Annotated in this window: 18 protein-coding genes, 1 tRNA gene and 1 riboswitch; of the genes, 16 read left to right on the top strand and 3 right to left on the bottom strand. The window is 39.6% G+C overall.

Annotation, left to right across the window (positions count from 1 at the left end; translation table 11 throughout):
• The first annotated feature begins 39 nt into the window (after positions 1–39).
• From EP1_RS04590 to EP1_RS04555, 8 genes are all read left to right on the top strand, one after another.
• A complete protein-coding gene (locus EP1_RS04590) occupies positions 40–2,478 on the top strand; it encodes a glycogen/starch/alpha-glucan phosphorylase (RefSeq protein ID WP_083507490.1) in 2,439 nt (812 codons plus the stop codon).
• On the top strand, positions 2,459–4,291 hold the full coding sequence (locus EP1_RS04585) for a glycoside hydrolase family 13 protein (protein ID WP_067624192.1): 1,833 nt from the start codon (positions 2,459–2,461) through the stop codon (positions 4,289–4,291). The genes EP1_RS04590 and EP1_RS04585 overlap by 20 nt, the downstream gene beginning before the upstream one ends.
• Before the next feature lie 96 nt (positions 4,292–4,387).
• Entirely contained in the window at positions 4,388–4,987 is a 600-nt protein-coding gene (locus tag EP1_RS04580) for a hypothetical protein (RefSeq protein ID WP_067624189.1), read from the top strand.
• 58 nt (positions 4,988–5,045) lie between these two features.
• Positions 5,046–5,231: a protein YkzS gene (gene ykzS / locus EP1_RS04575; protein WP_067624186.1), complete on the top strand. Its 186-nt coding sequence runs from the start codon at positions 5,046–5,048 to the stop codon at positions 5,229–5,231.
• A gap of 45 nt (positions 5,232–5,276) precedes the next feature.
• Positions 5,277–5,358, top strand: a tRNA-Leu gene (locus EP1_RS04570).
• A gap of 241 nt (positions 5,359–5,599) precedes the next feature.
• Positions 5,600–6,424: a helix-turn-helix domain-containing protein gene (locus EP1_RS04565; protein ID WP_067624183.1), complete on the top strand. Its 825-nt coding sequence runs from the start codon at positions 5,600–5,602 to the stop codon at positions 6,422–6,424.
• A 78-nt stretch (positions 6,425–6,502) separates the two neighbouring features.
• The gene (gene nagA / locus EP1_RS04560) at positions 6,503–7,648 is read left to right on the top strand and encodes an N-acetylglucosamine-6-phosphate deacetylase (protein ID WP_067624180.1); all 1,146 of its coding nucleotides are present in this window, start codon (positions 6,503–6,505) and stop codon (positions 7,646–7,648) included.
• A 205-nt stretch (positions 7,649–7,853) separates the two neighbouring features.
• Positions 7,854–8,555, top strand: coding sequence for an ABC transporter ATP-binding protein (locus EP1_RS04555; protein ID WP_067624177.1), 702 nt, complete (start codon positions 7,854–7,856; stop codon positions 8,553–8,555).
• A 32-nt stretch (positions 8,556–8,587) separates the two neighbouring features.
• On the opposite strand, the gene EP1_RS04550 is transcribed toward EP1_RS04555, so the two are convergent.
• Positions 8,588–9,181: an FUSC family protein gene (locus EP1_RS04550; RefSeq protein ID WP_067624174.1), complete on the bottom strand. Its 594-nt coding sequence runs from the start codon at positions 9,179–9,181 to the stop codon at positions 8,588–8,590.
• A 96-nt stretch (positions 9,182–9,277) separates the two neighbouring features.
• On the bottom strand, positions 9,278–10,237 hold the full coding sequence (locus EP1_RS04545; RefSeq protein ID WP_067624171.1) for a Gfo/Idh/MocA family protein: 960 nt from the start codon (positions 10,235–10,237) through the stop codon (positions 9,278–9,280).
• Between the two features lie 168 nt (positions 10,238–10,405).
• Here EP1_RS04545 and EP1_RS04540 point away from each other — a divergent pair, with 168 nt between their 5' ends.
• Genes EP1_RS04540 through EP1_RS04525 form a run of 4 tightly spaced genes read left to right on the top strand, consistent with a single transcriptional unit; the run spans position 10,406 to position 13,090 of the window.
• Entirely contained in the window at positions 10,406–10,939 is a 534-nt protein-coding gene (locus EP1_RS04540) for a hypothetical protein (protein WP_067624168.1), read from the top strand.
• 17 nt (positions 10,940–10,956) lie between these two features.
• Entirely contained in the window at positions 10,957–11,739 is a 783-nt protein-coding gene (locus tag EP1_RS04535; RefSeq protein WP_067624166.1) for a M15 family metallopeptidase, read from the top strand.
• Between the two features lie 9 nt (positions 11,740–11,748).
• Entirely contained in the window at positions 11,749–12,363 is a 615-nt protein-coding gene (locus tag EP1_RS04530) for a glycoside hydrolase family 73 protein (RefSeq protein ID WP_067624164.1), read from the top strand.
• Positions 12,364–12,403: 40 nt separating this feature from the next.
• Positions 12,404–13,090: a beta/alpha barrel domain-containing protein gene (locus EP1_RS04525; protein ID WP_067624160.1), complete on the top strand. Its 687-nt coding sequence runs from the start codon at positions 12,404–12,406 to the stop codon at positions 13,088–13,090.
• A 44-nt stretch (positions 13,091–13,134) separates the two neighbouring features.
• Here the strand turns inward: EP1_RS04525 and EP1_RS04520 are convergent, their stop codons facing one another.
• Positions 13,135–13,866, bottom strand: coding sequence for an HAD family hydrolase (locus EP1_RS04520; RefSeq protein WP_083507489.1), 732 nt, complete (start codon positions 13,864–13,866; stop codon positions 13,135–13,137).
• A 211-nt stretch (positions 13,867–14,077) separates the two neighbouring features.
• Between EP1_RS04520 and EP1_RS04515 the strand changes: the two genes are divergently transcribed.
• From EP1_RS04515 to EP1_RS04500, 4 genes are all read left to right on the top strand, one after another.
• Positions 14,078–14,569 (top strand): pyridoxamine 5'-phosphate oxidase family protein, encoded by a 492-nt coding sequence (locus tag EP1_RS04515; RefSeq protein ID WP_067624154.1) that lies wholly within the window; start codon positions 14,078–14,080, stop codon positions 14,567–14,569.
• A 276-nt stretch (positions 14,570–14,845) separates the two neighbouring features.
• Positions 14,846–15,280: a EutP/PduV family microcompartment system protein gene (locus EP1_RS04510; RefSeq protein ID WP_067624150.1), complete on the top strand. Its 435-nt coding sequence runs from the start codon at positions 14,846–14,848 to the stop codon at positions 15,278–15,280.
• A gap of 4 nt (positions 15,281–15,284) precedes the next feature.
• Positions 15,285–15,632 (top strand): ethanolamine utilization microcompartment protein EutS, encoded by a 348-nt coding sequence (gene eutS / locus EP1_RS04505; protein WP_067624146.1) that lies wholly within the window; start codon positions 15,285–15,287, stop codon positions 15,630–15,632.
• Positions 15,631–15,809: riboswitch (cobalamin riboswitch) on the top strand. Its footprint overlaps the gene before it by 2 nt.
• A gap of 95 nt (positions 15,810–15,904) precedes the next feature.
• Complete coding sequence (locus EP1_RS04500) at positions 15,905–20,863, top strand: DUF4430 domain-containing protein (protein WP_067624144.1); 4,959 nt, start codon at positions 15,905–15,907, stop codon at positions 20,861–20,863.
• Positions 20,864–20,870 lie beyond the last annotated feature (7 nt).

Below are 20,870 nucleotides of genomic sequence, written 5' to 3'. Positions count from 1 at the left end.
TATTCGTATATATATAAAATGCAGGTTGGAGATGGAAAAATGAACAAGACAGAATTTAAACAATGTTTCAGTCGTCGCTTGGCTGAGAAATTTGCAATGGGCGTCGCAGATGCTTCACCAAACGAACTTTATCAAACACTGGGTTCATTGATGACTTCGACATACTCGCAAAATTGGCAGCAAACGTGGAAAGATTATCGCGAAGCAGAACAAAAACAGGCCTATTATTTCTCAATCGAGTTTTTACCAGGAAAGCTGTTAAAAAGTAATTTACTTAATATGGGCTGGCTAGAGATGGTGACAGAAGGACTGGCTGAGTTGGGAATTGATTTAGAAGATTTAGCAGAAGTAGAGCCAGACATGGCCTTAGGAAATGGTGGCTTAGGACGTTTAGCTTCTTGTTTTATGGACTCAATCGCTTCGAGGGGCTTACCTGGAAATGGTAATGGGATTCGTTATGAATATGGTCTTTTCAAACAGCGTTTCGTAGATAATTATCAGGTAGAACTACCCGATGAATGGTTACAAAAAGGGAATCTCTGGGAAGTTCGTAAAGAAAGCAAAGCAGTGGATGTCCGCATCGGTGGTGATGTTTATATGAGCCCTGACGAATCTGGCAATCTTATGCCTCACTACTCGGGTGGTATGCTGTTACGCGCGGTCCCATACGATACGGGGATGGTTGGTTATCAAAACGACATCGTAAATACGATGCGTTTATGGTCAGTAGAAATCCCGCCAGAGGAAGAAGATCGTTATCGGAGTATTGAGGATCGGCGCGCAGTAGAAGACTTGACCTCGGTTTTATATCCCGATGATTCTAGCGAAGCAGGTAGAAAATTACGTTTATCTCAGGAGTATTTCTTTGTTTCAGCCGGAGTGCAAAGTATTCTGCGTTACTATAAACAGTTGGATAAACCAATCGATAAGATCAATCAATCGATTGCCATCCATATTAACGATACGCATCCGGCAATGTGTGTTGCTGAATTTATGCGTCTTTTAGTTGATGAAGAAAAAATCGGCTGGGAACGGGCTTGGAATTTAACTCAGGAAGTAATGAGCTATACGAATCATACGATTATGGCCGAAGCGCTAGAAAAATGGTCGATTTCTATGATGAAGAGCGTCTGTCCTAGAATTTATCAAATTATTGAAGAAATTGACCGTCGCTTTGTGGAAGAAATGACGGGCGTTCATGATTTTGATTTAGTCCAGCGAACTAGAATTATCATTGGTGATCAGGTGCATATGGCCCATCTGGCGATTATTGGGTCTCATTCGACTAACGGAGTGGCTAAATTACATTCTGACCTATTAAAATCGGTTGTCTTACATGATTTCTACTTACTTTATCCAGCTCGTTTCAATAATAAAACGAATGGGATCGCGATGCGTCGTTGGACCCAAATAGCCAATCCACAGATGAGCAAAGTCTTAGATCAGACAATCGGAACCTCATGGCGAAAACAGCCAAGTGATTTAAGACGTCTATTGAATTATGAAGAAGACGATCAGGTACTTAATGCTTTAGCGCAAGCTAAATTAGCGAATAAGGAACGTCTAGCGGCGTATATTCAAGAGCATTGTGGGATTGAGGTTAGTCCTCACGCGATTTTTGATGTTCAGATCAAACGATTACACGCTTATAAACGGCAACTGCTGAATCTATTGCACATTATCAAGCTTTATTTAGATTTGAAGGAAAACCCTGAATTACCAATTGAACCACGCGTATTCATTTTCGGGGCAAAAGCAGCACCGAGCTATCATTATGCCAAATCGATTATTAAGGTAATTAATGAGACGGCCAGTTTAATCAACCAAGATACGACAATCAAAGATAAATTAAAAGTAGTTTTCTTAGAAAATTACAACGTCAGCTTGGCTGAGCGAATCATTCCAGCAGCGGATGTCAGTGAACAAATTTCTTTAGCTTCAAAAGAAGCTTCGGGAACGTCTAACATGAAATTAATGCTGAATGGGGCTGTCACGATTGCTACCTTAGATGGTGCGAATGTTGAGATTCGTGATGCTGTTGGAGATGAGAATATTGCGATCTTTGGTTTGACCGAGTCAGAAGTTTATCAATATTATGAAAACAAAAATTATTCTTCTACGGAGATCTACAAAAGTAATGGAGTCATCCACAAAGTCGTGAAGGCCTTAATCGATGGCACGATTCCTAATATTGTTCCGGAAGGCTACGAGATATTTGATTCACTGATCAAATATAATGATGAATTTTTTGTCTTACGTGATTTTGAAGCTTATTGTTTAGCGCAGGAGTCTATCAATCGGGCTTATCAGGATACGCGGCGCTGGCGTCAAATTAGTTTGCGCAATATTGCCAATGCAGGGCGTTTTTCTTCCGACAATACGGTTCAACGCTATGCAGATGACATTTGGCAAATTGAGCCCGTTTTTGCTCATGAAGATGATCGAGGAGTGACCCAACATGACTCATATCTACTTTAATCCATGGCTGGAGCGTTACAAGCAACCGTTTGGGGCTGTTCAAGAAGGGACAATGGTAAATATCTGGCTCTCTGTTCCAGATCAGGAAACTGCTAAAGTCTATTTGATCGTTCGCAAAGAAGGTAGTTCGAGCGGTCAAAAAAACTTTTTAATGGAACCTGCTTCTGAGGATCGCCTCCACTTTCAAGTAAAGCTGGAACAAGGTTGGGGTCTGTATTTTTATTATTTTAAAATCATTCGAGAATCGGATGAATATGAAACGATCCAGTACTATGGCTTCAGTGGTCAAGGGGGCGAAGGTCAGATCTATGGTTCAGAGCGGGACGTTATCCCTTATCAATTAACTTGTTACCAAAAACCAGAGATTGCACCTAAGTGGTACCGTGAGGCAATATTCTACCAAATATTTCCCGACCGTTTTGCCAATGGTAATCCTGATCGTATCATTAATCATCCTAAGAAAAACTCTTTTATTTATGCAACAGAAGAGGACCAACCACTCTATATTAAAAATCATCAGAATGAAATTGAGCGTTGGGATTTTTTTGGGGGGAATTTTAAAGGGATTCAAGCGAAGATTCCCTATTTGCAGGAATTAGGGATCACCGCACTTTATCTGAATCCGATTTTTGAGGCAACCTCTAATCATCGCTATGATACCAATGATTATTTTAAAGTTGACAGTGTGTTAGGGACTGAAGAGGACTTTCGCAGTCTAATCGCTGCTTTGCATACTGCTGGAATTGCCGTTGTTTTAGACGGGGTCTTCTCCCATGTTGGCAAAGACAGTCGCTACTTTAATAGAGCGGGTCTTTACGGTGAAAAGAGCGGTGCTGCACGGGATCCAGAAAGCCCCTATTATGACTGGTTCACTTTCAATCACTATCCTGATGATTATAAAGCTTGGTGGGGAGTGGCTGATTTACCGGAAGTCAGAAAGGAAAATCCGAGCTATCAAGAATTTATTTACGGCGATTTGGACAGTGTTTTATCAAAATGGACTTCGATGGGAGTAGATGGTTGGCGGTTAGATGTGGCCGATGAATTAACCGATGATTTTATTGCCGGCATTCGTAAAAATCTATTAGCCTATCAGGAAAAAATCTTGATCGGTGAAGTTTGGGAAGACGCCTCGAATAAGATCGCGTACGATACTCGCCGAAAATATGTTTTTGGTGATCATTTACAAGGTGTTATGAATTATCCCTTGCGTCAGCAAATTTTAGATATCTTAAAACAGTCGCGCTCACTGCAAGACATCTGTCAAGAGATGATTCGCTATCAAGAAAATTATCCGCCAGACTTTTATTATAATCAATTGAACAATATCGGAACGCATGATACGGAGCGGATTTTAACGATGTTGGATGATTCCGTTGAAGCGTTGGATCAAGCATGGGGCCTGATGTTTATGATGCCGGGAATTCCTTGCATTTATTATGGGGATGAAGCAGGTTTAACAGGCGGTAAGGATCCGGATAATCGCAAATTCTTCCCTTGGCAATCCATTGATCCGCGCTTATTTAAAAATTGTCAAAAGTGGGTCGAACGTAGGAAAACTTATCATGTATTAAAACAAGGAGAATTCTTCCCATTTTATTCTCAGTCGCAACAGGTTTTTGGGATTATTCGTTACTTGAAGGATTCGTATGTTGTCTACGCGATTAATTTATCCGACCAGAATCAGACGCTACATGTCGGTGAATTGTCAAGTCCTCGTGCTTATCAAGGAGAATATGACGTTTTGGAGCGAATCATGGAAGGTGAAGTGTTGGCACCAAAAGGAAGTTTATTCGTATCCGAAGTAAATTAAATGGAAGCTGTTTGTTTTTCAATTGCTAGAATTATCACAGCATTTTTTTAGCATTTATGCTAAACTATGCTATATCAGAACGATGAGGATGAGTATATGCAAACCTACAGCAGAAAGAAAAGTCGTTTTCCAGCTTTTGACGATGAATCAGGAGTAAAAATCACTCAGACAAGCCAGCGCGTTTTGTTTGGGGGAGATGACGACTTGATTACGAATTATCGCCTAGAAGCTAAAGATATTTTTGAACGTCCCTTACCTAAAATCAAGCGGACACGACGGGTTAATTTAGCTGAAGAACCACGAAGAGAATTAAATCAGCATAAGGCTAATTTACCGTCTTACAATGGTGAGCGAAAAGAGGCTAAAAAAGCCAATTTATTTGAAGAACGAAAGTCTAAGGAAGTTTCCAAGTCAACCTTTACTACCAAAAATAGACGAAGTGCAACACCTTTCGCACCGAAATACGTTCCTTCTTCTTTAATTCCCGATCAACCGGTAGATGCAATTCCAGCAAGAGAGTTGCTACAGCGAATGGAAAAGCCGCGTCAGTCCTATATTCTATTTGCGACAGAGCAAGAAGCAGCGCAATCTGTTGCCAAAAGAAAAAACTCGCGGCAACGCTTGGATCGTTCCTTAAGAGGGATTATGCAAGAAGAAAATTCAAAAATTGAGGACAGTAAATATTTTCATGACTAACACAGAAGGTGCCATGGGGCATCCTTCTGTTGTTTTGCGATGATGGGGGAGAAGAGAAATGAATCCATTTGAAGAGAAAATTCGTCAATTACGGGCTGGAGAAATTGAAAAAATCGAAGTTTCTCGGACTGAGTTCTTTTTATTCCGTGAGGCCTGGATCAAACAAGAAGATAAGAAGTTTTTCCGTGGAATCGCTGGCTTAAAAGGAGATATCACCTACGTGTACGATACGACGATTGTTTAGACTATTGACTTTTTTTGAGTAGCTAGCTATGATTAAAAAGGTTTTGCGGTGGTGGTGGAATGGCAGACACGTACGCTTGAGGGGCGTATGAGCTTGGCTCGTGTGGGTTCGAATCCCATTCACCGCATTTGAGTTATCAGAAGAGAATAAGCTGTAAGCTTTTTGACTGTTTTGCAAAACGGGAGTGACTGAATTCTAGTCACCCCGCTTTTTTATGAAAAACGAGTACCGATACTAATAATTACCTATTTTAGATTTTCTCATGCAATTCTTTTTTCTATTTTGGTCACAAGAGTTGCTTGACGTTCTGTCATCGGCTAAAATTGAGTCAGTAAAATGTGAATTTGCATATTTTGGAGGAAGTAGTCATGGAAGCAATTGGTCAAGTCTTAAAAGAGTTCCGAAAAGAACATGGCATGACACAAAAGGATTTGTCTCAAGGGATTTGTTCCCAGAGTGTTTTGAGTCGAATTGAAAATAATGAAGAGATTCCTAATATCATTGTGATCCAACAGCTGTGTCATCGTCTAGGGATAACGATTGATCAATTAATGATTGATTTTTTACCGGAAGAGTTGTTTCTGCGAAAATACTTTAATAAGATGTATATGTATTTGCGGATTGGTAAGTATTTAGAAATTCGTACAACGATGGAATATTTAGAAGAACGTCAAATCACTCATTTGGATAAAGATCGGCAACAAGCATACTTTTTTAAAGGTGTTTGTGCATACTTTATCGATCGAGATCCGGAAAAAGCGCTGGCAGAAGTCCAGCAAGGATTAGCGATTGGCGTATCAAAAAAATGTGATGGCTATTTTGATAGTCGTATTTTACTGTTGAGTTTTGCCGGTAAAATGTCTTCTATTTTGGGCCGAATCAATGAAGCACAAGGCTACTTCAATCAGAGCTTTGAATTATTTCAAACGATGATGGCAGACTATTCAGAGCGCAGCGAACTAAGTAATTTATTCGTTAATTATGGAACTTTTTTGGCAAAACAAGAACGCTTGGATTTAGCGGAAAAAGTTGTTGATATGGGAATCAATTGGAATCGTCAGCAGTGTAGTTATTATAAATTACGGGAGCTGATAGAATTAAAGATTCGTTTCTTAGAAGCACGGGATGAGATACATCCGATCATCAATTATCGTAAGATGCTGCGAGCCTTAGAAAAAATCAAAGATTTGTAAACTGGTCTACACCATTCTTGACTTATTTTGAATTCAGGAGTAACTTTAAAGTACTAAGAAAAAGAGGGAGAGCTTACAATGAAAACATTTATTTATGCTGATAAATTCTTTTTGAACTCTGGTGTTAAAGGTGCAGGCTATTTAGATGTCACGAACGGCATTTTTGGAACATATACGAAAGAAAAACCAGTCGATGCAGAGATCATCGATCAATCTGGCAAATGGATTGCTCCTGGTTTAGTTGATACACACATTCACGGTTATATGAATCATGACGTGATGGATAATGATGCTGAAGGCATTAAAGTAATGTCAGAAGGTCTTTTATCTTGTGGCGTGACAAGTTTCTTGCCGACTACTTTGACTTCTTCAAAAGAACGGTTGAAAGATGTCGCTGAAACAATTGGAAAAGTTTACCAAGAGGTTGATGGTGCGAAAATTCAAGGGATTTACTTTGAAGGCCCCTTCTTCACAGAAGAACACAAAGGCGCTCAAAATCCTAGTTACTTTGGGGATCCTGACTTGGATACGTTCCATGAATGGCAAGAAGCTTCTGGCGGTTTGATCAAAAAGATCGCGTTAGCTCCTGAACGTAAAGGCGTCAAAGAATTTGTTAATACTGTGACGGATGAAGGCGTCGTTGTTTCATTGGGGCATTCAAATGCGACATTGGAAGAAGCACAAGAAGCAGTAGAAGCGGGCGCTAGTGTCTTTGTTCATGCTTACAATGGAATGCGTGGTTTGAATCATCGCGAACCTGGGATGGTCGGCGCATTGTTATCATTGCAACATGTCTTTTCTGAATTGATTTGTGATGGTCACCACGTGCACCCACAAGCTGCAGAAATCTTGATGGAAAAAGCTGGACATGATCATGTGGCCTTGATTACTGACTGTATGATGGCTGGCGGGATGCCGGATGGCAATTACAACCTAGGGGAGTTCCCAGTAGTTGTTAAGGAAGGAACTGCTCGTCTTGAATCTGGCAACTTAGCCGGAAGTATTTTGAAATTGAAAGAAGCTATTAAAAACGTGGTTGAATGGGATATCGCAACTCCTGAAGAAGCCATCATGATGGCAACCTATGTTCCAGCTGTCAGCTGCAAAATCGATGACAAATGTGGGATGATCGCTGAAGGTCGTGCCGCTGACTTCATCGTATTAGAACCAACGATGGATCTTGTAGCAACTTATCTTGATGGTGTGGAACGTTATCACGCTTAAAAAACTTCAACCGACTCGATCAGCTTTTTGATCGAGTCTTTTTTTTCAAATTTTTAGTTTATCAAACAGAGCAACATTTAATTGGAAATCGGTTCATCTTTTTGATCATGAGGGAGATAGTTACTGTTAGCGATTTTTACTCTGTGTTAAACTAAGAGAACAAAAACTTTTTTTGCTTTAGATGAATGCTATGGAGGAGTCTGAGATGTCCTATATTGATGTGATTGATGAAAGTAAACATTATAAGATGGGTGAAACCATTATTAAGGCCAACGAAAAAATTAATTTTTCCATTGAAAAAGGTGAAATCGCAGTGATTCTCGGACCAAGTGGTGCTGGAAAATCAACGGTATTGAATATTTTGGGCGGAATGGATAGTTGCGATGAAGGAAAAGTCGTGGTTGATGGCACCGATATTGCAACTTTCACCGATAAGCAACTGACGACTTATCGCCGAAATGATGTCGGTTTTGTTTTCCAATTTTATAATTTGGTTCCTAATTTAACTGCTAAAGAAAATGTCGAGTTGGCATCTCAGATTGTAACAGATGCCTTAGATCCAGAAGAAGTGTTGCGTTCTGTTGGTTTAGGTGAACGGATGGACAATTTTCCAGCACAATTATCTGGTGGAGAACAGCAACGGGTCACGATTGCCCGGGCTTTGGCCAAGCGCCCTAAATTGCTATTATGTGATGAACCAACCGGCGCTTTAGATTTTGAAACCGGCAAGCAAATTCTACAGATCTTACAGGAAACGGCCCGTGAAAATGGAACGACCGTTGTCATCATCACTCATAATTCGGCGTTGGCTCCGATGGCTGATCGGGTGATTCGAATTAATGATGCTCAAGTTCGTAGTGAGGAATTAAATAGTGATCCACAATCAATTGAAGATATTGAATGGTAAAATGCTCTAAATAAATTAAGGATCGATCTCATTTATTTATGAGACTGATCCTTAATTTGTTTTCGGACCTCGTAGAGCATTTTATTCAGGTCCGCTTCTTTTTTTCGTAGCTCAACAAGATCCTCTTTAATTTGTTTTTCCTTTTCATCGGTTTGGGGCGAAATGACACCATTTAAAGAAATACCAATGATCGTACCAATAAATGTATCTAATACCCGATTGAGAGCATAGATAAACGATTCACCTTGGGGAATACTCAAGGCGATCAAAAGCATGGTGGCTATTGCTGAAATGATCCCGGAGTTATTATTGAGACCATCTGATAGAACGATGACCAAGATGACAAACAGAGGCAAAATGAATAATTCGACTAAAAAATCATTTTCAAAAAAAGCTTGGATATAGTAGAAAATCAAAGCTAGTAAACCACCGAGGGAGTTGCCCAAGACTCTGGAGCGACCGAAGGAGATACTCGTATTCAAATCTTGTCTTAGTGAAAAAACAGCAGCTAGAGCAGCAATCAATGGCGAACCACGATCGGTCACATGGAATAATAGAATACACAGCAGGACCGCCAGTGCGGTTTTCATTGTTCGCATCCCTAAACGAAATCGACCAATTTGCATTTTCTCCCACTTCCTTTTCTTTCTATCTAATAGTTTAGCGGAATTTTGACAAAAAAACAAAAGGCATCGCTTGAGGGATGCCTTTTGAAAAAATTTTTATTTTTGAAGTTGCCATTTTTGTTGCATCTGGTCTAGGAGCGCAATGACTTCCTTGGTAAAGAAAAGCGAGTGGTTCGGCCGTTCACCTTTAATCATTTGTACCATATTTTCAATCTCGTAGTTCATAGCATTGGCGGTAAAGCCGGATTCAATGACTTCTTTCGTTCCGTCGTTAAAGAACAATTCAGCGACATCGGCACGGGGATAGTCATTGATCGTCAGATAACCATTTTCAAAAGCCACGATGCCTTTTTTGGGCATTTTTGCTTGGAATGACAGGCTGACCGTCGCTAACTCATTGTTCGCATTTTGTAAAATCGTGACAGATTGCTCATCGACTCCAGTAGAGAAGGGGATCATCGTTGAAGCTACTACTTCCGGTTGTTCGGTCAAAAACCAACGGGCGAAAGACACCGCGTAGGTTCCAATATCCAATAAAGCACCGCCAGCTAATTCAGGATTGAAAAAGCGGTTGGTCGGGTCTGGATCTTTGTAACTGCCAAAGGGTGCCAGAATCATTTTTAGCTTTCCAAGCCGTCCACTATCAATTAAGGAGTGAAGTTCTTGGTAGAGAGGCATATTGAAAATGGTCATGGCCTCCGCCAGGATCAAATGTTTTTCTTCCGCTAATTCGATGGCTTCTTGCAACTCCGCTAAATTCATCGTAATGGCTTTTTCACACAAAACGTGTTTGCCGGCATTTAACGCTTTAATAATATGCTGATGGTGCTGACGATTTGGGACGGCAATGTAAATGATGGAAATCGCCTCATCGGCAAGCAGTTCTTCATAGCTACCGTATGCCTTTGGTAAATCATATTGTTTTGCAAATTTTTCTGCTTTTGCTAGTGTTCGCGAAGCACAAGCAGTTAGACTACTGCTTGTTTGGTTAAAGGTTGCTGCAAAATCATGGGCGATCTCGCCCAGACCAATGATACCCCATTGTAGGTTGGTCATAATGCTCCTCCTAATTGTCACGCAATTTCTGAAAGTGTGTAAAAAGAACAAAAAAAGTGCGACCTTTTTTTAAAAGTATAGCAGTAAATATTAAAATATTTCAATCCATTTGCTAAAGAGGTGTTTTTTTTCTTAAAAATCAGTAGAATAGTATAGGAGGGATTTTTCGTGAATAAAATTTATTTAGATTTAGTAATGAGTGCAATTTTTGAACAATTTCATACAGAACAAGATTTTTACCAAGATTATTTAGGCGTCAATGAGGTTCAATGGCAGCAATGGAAAGCCGGTCAAAACAATCTATCACCAGAAGTCAATCAAAAAATTAAAAATCTGTTTAGTGATTACGAATGGATGTTGAGTCAAAAAGTTATTCGCCAAACCTTTTTGTTTCCGGAAAAACGTCCAACAGCGGTGGCCGAATATCGTGAGATGAAGACGATCGTTGCCCAAAAATGGATTGCTAACGGCTTAGCTAAAGTCGAAATGATTCCTTTTAAAAATAAAAACGAAGAAGAAAATACAGATTTTATCGACTTGCGGGTAACAATCGATTATGATAACTGGGGATATAGTGATATACTAAGTTTTCGCTTACCAGCCCACATTCAAAATCAAATTGCTAGTACCCACAAAAAGACGGCATTGTTGGATTGGGTCAATGAGAACTTAACGGAAACCTATACGTCATTAGACGATTAATGAGAGGATTTTTTAAATTGAAAAGAACAGTCGGACTACTTTCGGTGATTATTATGTTCGGAATGACGGCGTATTCGCTTTTTTATAGCTCTCCTGTGGAATCAGGGGCTAAAAAGACGACTGCGACGACTTATTCCTTTGAAAAAAAGGCGGCTACTAAAAAACAAACTGCGGTCCAAAAGGCTTTACCTGATGCTAAGACAAGTGATTGGAATCTTGTCTTAGTCGGACCTAAAAATGAGATAGAAAAAGAAGTTACTGAGAGCCAATTAACGACCTTGTCTGATAATAGTCATCAGGTTGATAGCCGAATCGCCCAAGACTATGAAGCCTTTTCGGAAGCTGCTACAAAAGCGGGTTTTCCGTTAGTAATCATTTCAGCTTTTCGTTCCGTTGAATCACAAAATGAGGTATTCGATACGAACGTCAGCGGATTGATGAATGGAAATGGAATGACGGAAGAAGAGGCAATCGCTAAGACTAAAGAAACAATCACTGAGCCAGGTTATAGTGAGCATCACACGGGACTGGCTGTTGATATCGTGGATCAGGATTGGTACAATTCGTACTCAACTCAAGTATTAGACGCTGCCTACGGTGATCAGCCGGGTGCTCAATGGATCGCTGAAAACGCCCCAAAATACGGTTTTATCATTCGCTATCCTAAAGATCGCCAAGACATTACCGGAATTACTTACGAACCATGGCATATTCGGTACGTTGGCAAAGCGAATGCCGAGTATATTACCAAACATGAATTAACGCTCGAAGAATTCTTGAAACAATTGTCAGCTAAGTAAGGAGGCACCATGCCTAAGAAAACTTATAAAAAACGGAAGTCTCAAACTTCGATCCCGCTTATTTTTGCTGGGATCTTAGTGATTGGGGTCGCTTTCGTTTTTTCTTTACATACACTATCGGATTTTGGAGTTGAAAAAGAGGAGACTACTGAGACACTGTCTCATCAGGCCTTTATTGATCAGCTGGCTCCTCACGCAAAAGAATTGCAGCAGGGTTATGGTGTCTTACCGAGTATTATTTTAGGTCAGGCAATCCTAGAATCAAATTGGGGACAATCCCAGTTAGCTAGTCAATACAAAAATCTTTTCGGCATCAAAGCATCCGGAGGCCAAGCAAAAATCAGTCTTGAAACGAAAGAATATATCAACGAACAGTGGGTGACCATCAAAGGTGATTTCAAGGTTTATGGTTCTTGGGAAGAATCCTTGGACGATCACACTATGTTGTTTGTAAATGGGACCAATTGGAACCCACAGTTGTATGTGGGGGTCTTGACTGCAACTGATTATCGTCAAGCAGCTCAAGCACTGCAAACGGCGGGATATGCTACCGATCCTGATTATGCGAATAAGATTATCGCTGTGATTGAAACGTATAATCTGGAGCAATACGATCACTCATAGTAAAATTAACTTAGATGATTTTATTAAGGGAGATGATTAAATGGTAGAAAACAATATACCCGAAATTATGACAGAACTGCGACAAGATATCGTGCGGGTTCCTAAAGTAATCAAAAAAGCTTCAGGTATCGTTATTTTTGGAAAAAAATTTCGTTCGATAATCTTTACTACCGATATTGCGATTATTCGAAATACTGATGCCGATGCAGTAATTGCAGTCTATCCTTTCACGCCACATCCAGCGATTACTAAAAGTATCATTGAAGCGGCAGATATTCCGGTGTTCTCTGGGGTAGCTGGAGGATTAACGAACGGAAAGCGTTCAGCTTATATGGGAATGTTTGCGGAAGCTCAAGGCAGTTTGGCGGTTGTGGTAAATGGTCCCACTCCCGTAGAAACGATCCAAGCAGTTTATGATGTCGTGGATATACCGGTCATTGCGACCGTTACATCAAAATATTCTAAAATCGAAGAAAAGTTGGCCGCCGGTGTTGCGATCATTAACATCAGTGCGGGAAAAGACACCGTGGAAACGGTCAAATACTTCCGGGAACGTTATCCAGAATTGCCGATTATTGCTACTGGTGGTCCAGATGACGAGACAATTGAAGCAACAATTGATGCAGGAGCGAACGCGATTACTTATACCCCGCCATCAAATGGAGCGCTGTTCAGTAAAAAAATGGAAAAATATCGAAAAAAAGAATATGATGAGGATCATCAATAAGAAAAGAGAGTGTGACAAATTTTTTTGTCACACTCTCTTTTTTGTTAGGCAAAAATATGTTGGAAAGTTGGTAATAATTGATCGAAAGAAGTCAGTTCGATATCTTGAATTTTAGTTGTACCTTCAGGAAGTTGCCGATTCCGGTGGTTCAACCAAAGAGCTTGCCATCCTGCGCGCTTTGAACCAACGACATCATTATTGAAGTTATCACCGACATATAAAGAATTTTCAGGATTCAAGGAAAATTGTTTTTTACCCAAGTCGAAGATCTCGATATCGGGTTTTTCATAACCGGTAGCTTGCGAGATAATGATGTTATCTTCATCAACCCAATTTAATAGCCCCAACTGTAAGATTTTTTTGTACTGATGGTCAGTGGGACCGTTCGTTATAATACTGACTGGAACTTTTTTGGCTTTTAGATAGTCTAACGTTTTTTCGACTTCTTGATGCATTGTGATGGCATCAAGTTCAGCCTCATAAACCTCTTGGAAAATTAAAGCTTGGTCGGAAGTAATCGCAGGATAATCTAAATCGATTAGAGACTGACTGATCCGGTGAGTACGCATGTATTCTAACGTCCATTCTTGAGTGATGACTTTATTAAAGTTGGCATCACTGTGCACTCGGAACCGGGTATAAAGAGGCAACATATCCTCTTCACTGACTAGTGGAAATAACTTTTGGACCGCTTTACGAAATGGTTCTTGTTGATCGTAAATAGTATCATCAATATCAAAAACTACAGTTTCAATCAAAATTGACACGCCTTTCATTTTCAGCAAGTTTTCAGTTAATTACAAAAGATAGTTTAGTACAAATAGAGTAGTAAAAAAAGAGGAAATGTCTTGATATAAAAAGGTTTTTCCTACTAAAAAAGCGAGACCGCAGTCTATCAATTTTCAGTTTATTTGACTAAAAAAAAGATTTCTTTTTAAATTCTAATCTATTATGATTAGAGTAAAATATTTAGTAGGTGGAAAAAATATGCGTAGAAAAAAAAGACAAGTAACGGATCTGATTACAATCAAAGAATTCGTCGAAGCGTCACAAGTTTTGCGAATCGCGATAAATGGGGAAGAATATCCTTACGTTGTTCCAGTGAACTTTGGCTATGAGTGGTTAGAAGAACGACTAACCCTGTTCATCCATGGAGCCAATGAAGGAAAGAAACTAACGATGATTCAAAACGATCCTAAAGTTGCGGTAGAAATGGATGGCAATCACCAATTGATTCTAGGAAATAAGAATGCGGCCTCTTATTCTTATGCTTATCGGAGCTTGATTGGCTTTGGACGAGCTGAAGTCGTTGAAGATTTAGCCGAAAAGCGGCAGGCGCTACATTTATTGATGGAACATGCGGCAACAGGGCGAGCTTTTGATGAGATTCCTGAGCAGATGCTGAAGCGGACGGGAATCATTAAGATTGTTGTGGATTCATACACTATGAAAGAGAATATTCATCCGGATAAGTCGTAAATTAGCTCAAAGAAGTGTGACAAGATTTTTTGTCACACTTCTTTTTTTATAAACTATTTAAAGCAGAATTGTACTTTTTTAACTTAATAGTGCTACTATTCCGGATATTAAAGAAGAGCAATATTGTTTAGCTGATTGAATCATCATGGTTTCCGGTGAAATTTTAATAGGATTTAGGTGACTTCGTTGGAGTAGGTAATATTTTTGCAAAAAAATGCTATGATTTGAAAAGTTAAGAAGAGGCGATCCTTGTTTCGTTAGCTTGGAGGGGAATAGATGAGAAAAATTATCTTGATGGGCGCCGTAGGATGTGGAAAAACAACTTTATGTCAAGCGTTGAAGGGAGAAGCATTGAGTTATAACAAAACTCAAGCGGTTTCTTATTATCCAGATATGATTGATACACCTGGAGAATTTATTTTGCATCGTCAGTATTATAGTGCGCTTTCTGTCTCAGCGGCAGATGCTGAGGTGGTTTGTATCGTTCAAAGTGTTACAGAACTTGAACAAGTTTTTTCACCAGGGTTTGCATCAATGTTTCCGAAACAAGTCGTAGGGATTGTTAGTAAGACGGATTTGGCACAAAATGATGAGCAAATCGAACAGATCCGTCAGCAATTAGAAGCAGCTGGAGCAGAAAAAATCTTTTATGCTTCGTCTGTCAATCAGGCTGGATTAGAAGAATTACGAAGTTTTTTAGAAGGGGAGTAGAACGATGGAAGAAACAAAACGGATGATTCAAGAATATGTTCCAGGAAAACAAGTCACGATGGCGCATGTCATTGCTAGTCCTGATCACAACCTGTACACTAAATTAGGCTTGCAGGACAATCAAGGCGATGCTTTGGGGATCATGACGATCACGCCCAGTGAGGCGGCGATCATTGCTGTGGATATTGCAACCAAAAGCGGCAATGTTGAAATAGGTTTTATTGATCGCTTTTCTGGTTCCGTTGTGATTACTGGAGATGTTGGCTCAGTCGAAGAAGGTTTGAACGCGGCACTTAGAGGATTGGAAAAGGTCCTCAATTTCACGGTAATCTGTGGTATTACTCGCACCTAAAATCAAACATAATTGAATACTAATCAATGGAGAAAGGGAATGAAGTGCAATTCTTCAACAGCCCCTATCTACTGTAACGTGGACGATATCTGAGTTGACTCACTAAGTTTTTGACTTGGGAAGAGCAGATAGAGAATGAAGCGGAGTCAGGATACCTTATTCATTGATTCTGAACAATATCAGGGTGTGACGTTCAGTTCTCATAATAGTTGGGGATAGCAGACACTCTTTTTGAGTGTCTTTTTTTCTATAAAGATTTTGGAGGTAAGAAAATGAAAAAAGTAATGAAATTGTTGGCAGCATTGATGATACTGAGCCCGACTGTACTCACAACTGAGGTAACGGTCTTGGCCGAAAGTAGTACGATTCAGGTCAGTGCTCCTTCTGAGAAAGTCGTAAATCTAAATGATCAAATTGCGGAGATTAAGTTAGAGACATTGACAATCGCCGATCAATCAAAAGTAGATCAATTGATTCAAAGTTATAATCAATTATCGGATGAGGAAAAGGCTCAAGTAAAAAATAGTAGTGTATTGCAGCAAGGTGCCAAAAAAATTCAAGCTTTACTAACGGAAAATGCTACAACACAGGCTAGTTCAGAAAAAGTAGCAGAGGAAAAGACGATTACACTTTCCGTTGAACGGTTTACGTTAGGGGAAGGATATATCGTTGAACCTGTTCAGTTACAGGTTAATACGGAAATCAATTATGCCACGCTTTTAGACGAGGCATTTAAATCAGCAGGGATGACTTATCAGCATACTGGATCACTAGATAAACAATTTTATTTATCCGGAATCGATCATGGAGACAATGGTCAACCAGCAATTCCGGCAGCAGTGAAAAAAATTGCCTCAGAGAATAATTTATCACTGAAAAATAATTCAGATGATAATTTAGCCGAATTTGATTATTCACAAACAGCTGGCTGGATGTATTCTGTAAATAATGTTTTTCCAGGTGTGGGTATGAGTGATAAAATACCAGCAGATGGGGATGTTTTCCGAATTCAATATACAGTTGCTGGTTTAGGAGCTGATCTAGGAAATTCGACTGGTGGCTCTGCACTAGAAGTGGCTGATAAAACGGCTTTAACCAAAAAAATCGCCGAAATTAATCAAGACAAGAACGCTTGGCAAGCCCAAGGGAGTAATTACCAAGCAGCTTATCAAAATGCGATGGAAGAATTAGCTAATCTGACAGCTTCACAGTCTGAAATCGACCAAGCGCTAAATGCAGTAAATAATCCTAGCGCTGTTTCTGATGCAGTAACAAAAGTCAGTGAGCAAATCAGCAAACTACCAAATAAGGAACAACTAGAATTAACAGACAAAGAGTCTGTTTTAGCAGCAAAATCAGCATTTGAAGCTTTATCGGTTGCTGAACAGCAAAAGGTATCTGCAGAATTACAAAACAAATTGCAAGAAGTAGTCTCTCTGATTGAGGAACTCACCCAAGTAGCCAGTTTTGAAGAACAGTTAGCCAGTTTACCCGATCCAGATAAATTAGGGTTTATAAGTATGGGGAAAGTTCCACCTTTGCGCCAAGCATATGATGCGCTAAGTCCAGAGGCGAAAAAGAAAGTTTCTCCCGAATCATTGGCTAAGCTTGAAGCATTGGAAGCTAGAGTCATTCAATTAAATAAGAACCAAGCAAACAACTTTACTTCTTCAATTGAAACATTGAGAAAAATTGCCAAAGTGATAAATAGTTCGAATCTTAAAATGGTTCAGCTTTACGCGGAAAACGGCCGGTTTCAATATGAGCAATTGACCGCTGATCAAAGAAAATATATTAATCAAGAAGATCTTGATTATTTAGTTGAAGTCGAAGCAAAGATTAAAGAATTGATCGGCCAACCGGACCCGCTTCTTCCAGTCAAAAAGGTTGAGGATCAGATAAAAAGTCTTCCGGCAGTTGATCAATTAAAAGTAAGTGATGAAAAGGCAGTTTATGATACGATAAATGCTTTTTATGCATTGACTGACGAGCAGCAAGAACAAGTCTCGGAAGAATTTATTAGCAAACTATTTGATGCAGAAGAACGTATTTATGAATTAAAAACTCAAGCTGCTGTCAAAGCCGTTATTGATCAAATCAATGCTTTACCAAAGTATGATCAATTAACTGAAAAAAATGTAGCCGAAATTAAAGCTGCGTTAGCAGCTTTTGATGCGCTGGATCAAGATCAGAAAGGTTTTGTTACAAATAAAGCAATTTTAGACAAAGCTAAAGAAAAAATGAATGAGTTTTCTTTAGATAAAATATATGAGACAGCATGGAATAGTGGTGCTGAACGGATCATTAGTCAGAATGAAGGTCAAGCGTTAACAGAGTGGGATGCATTGGCTCTTGTTCACTCAGGCTATTCAATCAGTGAGGCCCAACAACAACGTTCGTATGATGAACTTGTCAGAAAAATATTCGATAAAAAGGATCAGTATGGGAAAGAGACCCCCTGGACAGATGCTGAACGGCAAGCAATTGGTATCTTATCTTTGGGGGGAGATTTGACAGATATAAAGGGCTACAATATTGTAGCGGATTTATCCGATAGTCATATAAATGGAACGATTAACAACCAAATCTATGGTTTAATTGTTCTGTCAGCTAAAAAAGCGACTGAGAAAAATCAACAAAAGCAAATTGATCAATTAATCGACCAACTATTGACTCAACAATTATCTGACGGTGGTTGGGCATTATTTGGAAGTGCTGGTGATATTGATATTACTGGGATGACCTTGACTGCCTTGGCACCATATCGAAATCAAGAAAAAGTGAAAAAAGCCATCGACAAAGCCGTTGCTTTCTTCAAAAAAGTTGAAAATCAAGACGGAAACTTCTTCATCCAAACTTTTTATGCGAAAGAACCCAACTCCAATAGTCAAGCGCAAGCAATTTTAGGATTATCTTCAGTCGGAGAAGATTTGACGAGTAAAACATATAAGATGAAAAAAGGTAATCCAATTGATGCTCTAATTAAATTCCAACTTGCTAATGGTGGTTTTAAATGGTTAATCAACGATGGCAACGAAAATGGAATGGCCACACAGCAGGCAGTCCAAGCATTGACTCAGATTATGATGCAGAAAAATAACCAAGGATGGCTTTACGACTTCGAAAAAAATCCAGGTAAACCGTTGATTGATTCAGCTGTTGTAGCCGTTGAAAAGCAGATTAAAGATTTACCAGCAATTGACAAGCTAGCTTTAGAAGATCAAGCGGTTGTCGCAAAAGCACAACAAGCTTTTGAAAAGTTGACAAAAAAACAGCAAGCTAAGGTTGCTGAATCATTACAAACAAAATTGAAAGAAGCAACAGCAAAAATCTCTGAACTAGCCAAAGCAGATCTAGCTATCAAAGCGGTAGAAAAACAGATTGCGGCATTACCAGCGCCGAATCAATTGATGCTAAAAGATCAAGCACTCGTTTCAGCTGCTGAACAAAGCTTCAATCAATTGTCAGCTACTTTACAGAAACAAGTAGACAAAGATTTACAAACTAAATTGAAGCAGGCAGTCAAAAAAATTCAGGAGCTGTCCTCTCCAAAACCAAATCCAGCGGTTGAACCGCTGATTAAGGAAACGCAAAACTACTTGCTGAGCGTTTTGAATCCAGAAAAAACGGTTATTGATTACGGTTCAGAATGGAGTATTTTGGGCTTAGCTCGAAATGGCTATGATGGGTATGCAGGAAAACAGCCGCTATATCAGAGCTACTACGGTAATTTAACGAAAGCTGTCGAAGCGACAAAAGGCAACCTAGATTCGAGAAAATATACTGAATATTCACGAGTTATTCTGGCTATCACTGCAATCGGAAAAGATGCACAACGGGTTGAAGCAGGAAATCAAACTTATAACCTATTTGCACCCCTCAGTGATTTTAAGCAAACGACTTTCCAAGGAATTAATGGTGCCGATTTTGCTTTGTTGGCAGTGGATTCAAATAGCAATTATCAATTCCCCAAAAATCAACCAGCGGGAAATCAAACCACACGGGAGAGATTGATTGAGTTTATTTTAGCTAAAGAACTGAAAAATGGAGGCTGGAATTTGTTTGGTGCACAGCCTGATGTCGATTTGACGGCAATGACGTTGCAGGCGCTCGCACCTTATTATGAAACGCAACCTAAAGTTAAAGCGTCGGTAGATCGAGGTCTAATCCTTTTAAGTAATGTACAAAATAAAGATGGTGGCTTTTCATCGAACGCTTCTGGTAGTAATGGGGCAACTTCAGAATCTAGTGCACAAGTTCTTACGGCGTTAAGTGCTTTAGGGATTGATGGAGCCAAAGATTCTCGCTTCATTAAAGACAGAAGTTTATTTCAGGCATTTGCTGAGTATCATGTGGCTGGCAGTGGTTTTATGCATATCTTGCCAGGCGGTGATAGTAACGGTGGTGCGACACCGGGAATGGTAGATGGTATGGCGACAGAACAAGGAATGTATGCCTTAGTTGCCTATAAACGTTTCTTAAAAAATGAAAACAGGTTGTATGATATGAACGATGTTTCTTCAGAAAGTGATACATTGATTAGTAATCAGGTAACAAATCAAATTAGAGCGTTGGGAACGATTACCTTAAGTAAGAAAAATCAAGTAGCAGCTGCTAGAGCTGCCTATGAAGGCTTGACGAAAAAGCAAAAAGCTTTGATTGCGGCCAACGATCTGAAGTGTTTAGAGGCAGCAGAAGCAACGATTCAAAAATTAATGTCAGAGAAGAAACCAACGACTGATACCAATAATGAGCAGCAAACAGCGAAGAAGTCAGAGGGTAAAAAGCCAGCTGCTGAGCAAAGTCAGAAAATGACAAATCAAGTATCAAACAAAATGCTTCCAGCTATTTCACCAATTAATGGAGGGTTGATCAGTGGATTAACTGGAAATACCACTAGTCAAGAGGGCGATACTCTCAGTGAAGGAAGTCCTTATATCAGTGCTATTTCACCGATCACAAAAGCTCAGCCGAGTCATTCAAATCTAAATGATGGGAAGGTTCCGACTACTAAAAAGCTTGATAAAGCCTCAGAAAATAAAAAAGCATGGGATTTTGCTGGAGAAGCCTACTCACCAAAAGGAGAAGCAACCAAAACCCCTCAGGTATCACTTGCTAAAGAGTCCAACAATAAACATAAAGTTGCAATAATCAGTGAAGTGGTTGCTAGTATTTTAGCGATTACCGGTGGGATATTTTGGTATTTCAAAAAATTTCGTGTGAGAGGATAAGTAAAAA

This window comes from Enterococcus pseudoavium NBRC 100491 (assembly GCF_001544295.1).
Classification (GTDB): Bacteria; Bacillota; Bacilli; order Lactobacillales; family Enterococcaceae; genus Enterococcus_A; species Enterococcus_A pseudoavium.
This window is presented reverse-complemented; position numbering and strand designations above follow the sequence as displayed.

Bases quoted from the DNA above. Each gene is read 5' to 3' on its own strand.
- EP1_RS04590 (WP_083507490.1), top strand. From the start codon at position 40: ATGAACAAGACAGAATTTAAACAATGTTTCAGTCGTCGCTTGGCTGAG.
- EP1_RS04585 (WP_067624192.1), top strand. From the start codon at position 2,459: ATGACTCATATCTACTTTAATCCATGGCTGGAGCGTTACAAGCAACCG.
- EP1_RS04580 (WP_067624189.1), top strand. From the start codon at position 4,388: ATGCAAACCTACAGCAGAAAGAAAAGTCGTTTTCCAGCTTTTGACGAT.
- ykzS (WP_067624186.1), top strand. From the start codon at position 5,046: ATGAATCCATTTGAAGAGAAAATTCGTCAATTACGGGCTGGAGAAATT.
- EP1_RS04565 (WP_067624183.1), top strand. From the start codon at position 5,600: ATGGAAGCAATTGGTCAAGTCTTAAAAGAGTTCCGAAAAGAACATGGC.
- nagA (WP_067624180.1), top strand. From the start codon at position 6,503: ATGAAAACATTTATTTATGCTGATAAATTCTTTTTGAACTCTGGTGTT.
- EP1_RS04555 (WP_067624177.1), top strand. From the start codon at position 7,854: ATGTCCTATATTGATGTGATTGATGAAAGTAAACATTATAAGATGGGT.
- EP1_RS04550 (WP_067624174.1), bottom strand. From the start codon at position 9,181: ATGCAAATTGGTCGATTTCGTTTAGGGATGCGAACAATGAAAACCGCA.
- EP1_RS04545 (WP_067624171.1), bottom strand. From the start codon at position 10,237: ATGACCAACCTACAATGGGGTATCATTGGTCTGGGCGAGATCGCCCAT.
- EP1_RS04530 (WP_067624164.1), top strand. From the start codon at position 11,749: ATGCCTAAGAAAACTTATAAAAAACGGAAGTCTCAAACTTCGATCCCG.
- EP1_RS04525 (WP_067624160.1), top strand. From the start codon at position 12,404: ATGGTAGAAAACAATATACCCGAAATTATGACAGAACTGCGACAAGAT.
- EP1_RS04520 (WP_083507489.1), bottom strand. From the start codon at position 13,866: ATGAAAGGCGTGTCAATTTTGATTGAAACTGTAGTTTTTGATATTGAT.
- EP1_RS04515 (WP_067624154.1), top strand. From the start codon at position 14,078: ATGCGTAGAAAAAAAAGACAAGTAACGGATCTGATTACAATCAAAGAA.
- EP1_RS04510 (WP_067624150.1), top strand. From the start codon at position 14,846: ATGAGAAAAATTATCTTGATGGGCGCCGTAGGATGTGGAAAAACAACT.
- eutS (WP_067624146.1), top strand. From the start codon at position 15,285: ATGGAAGAAACAAAACGGATGATTCAAGAATATGTTCCAGGAAAACAA.
- EP1_RS04500 (WP_067624144.1), top strand. From the start codon at position 15,905: ATGAAAAAAGTAATGAAATTGTTGGCAGCATTGATGATACTGAGCCCG.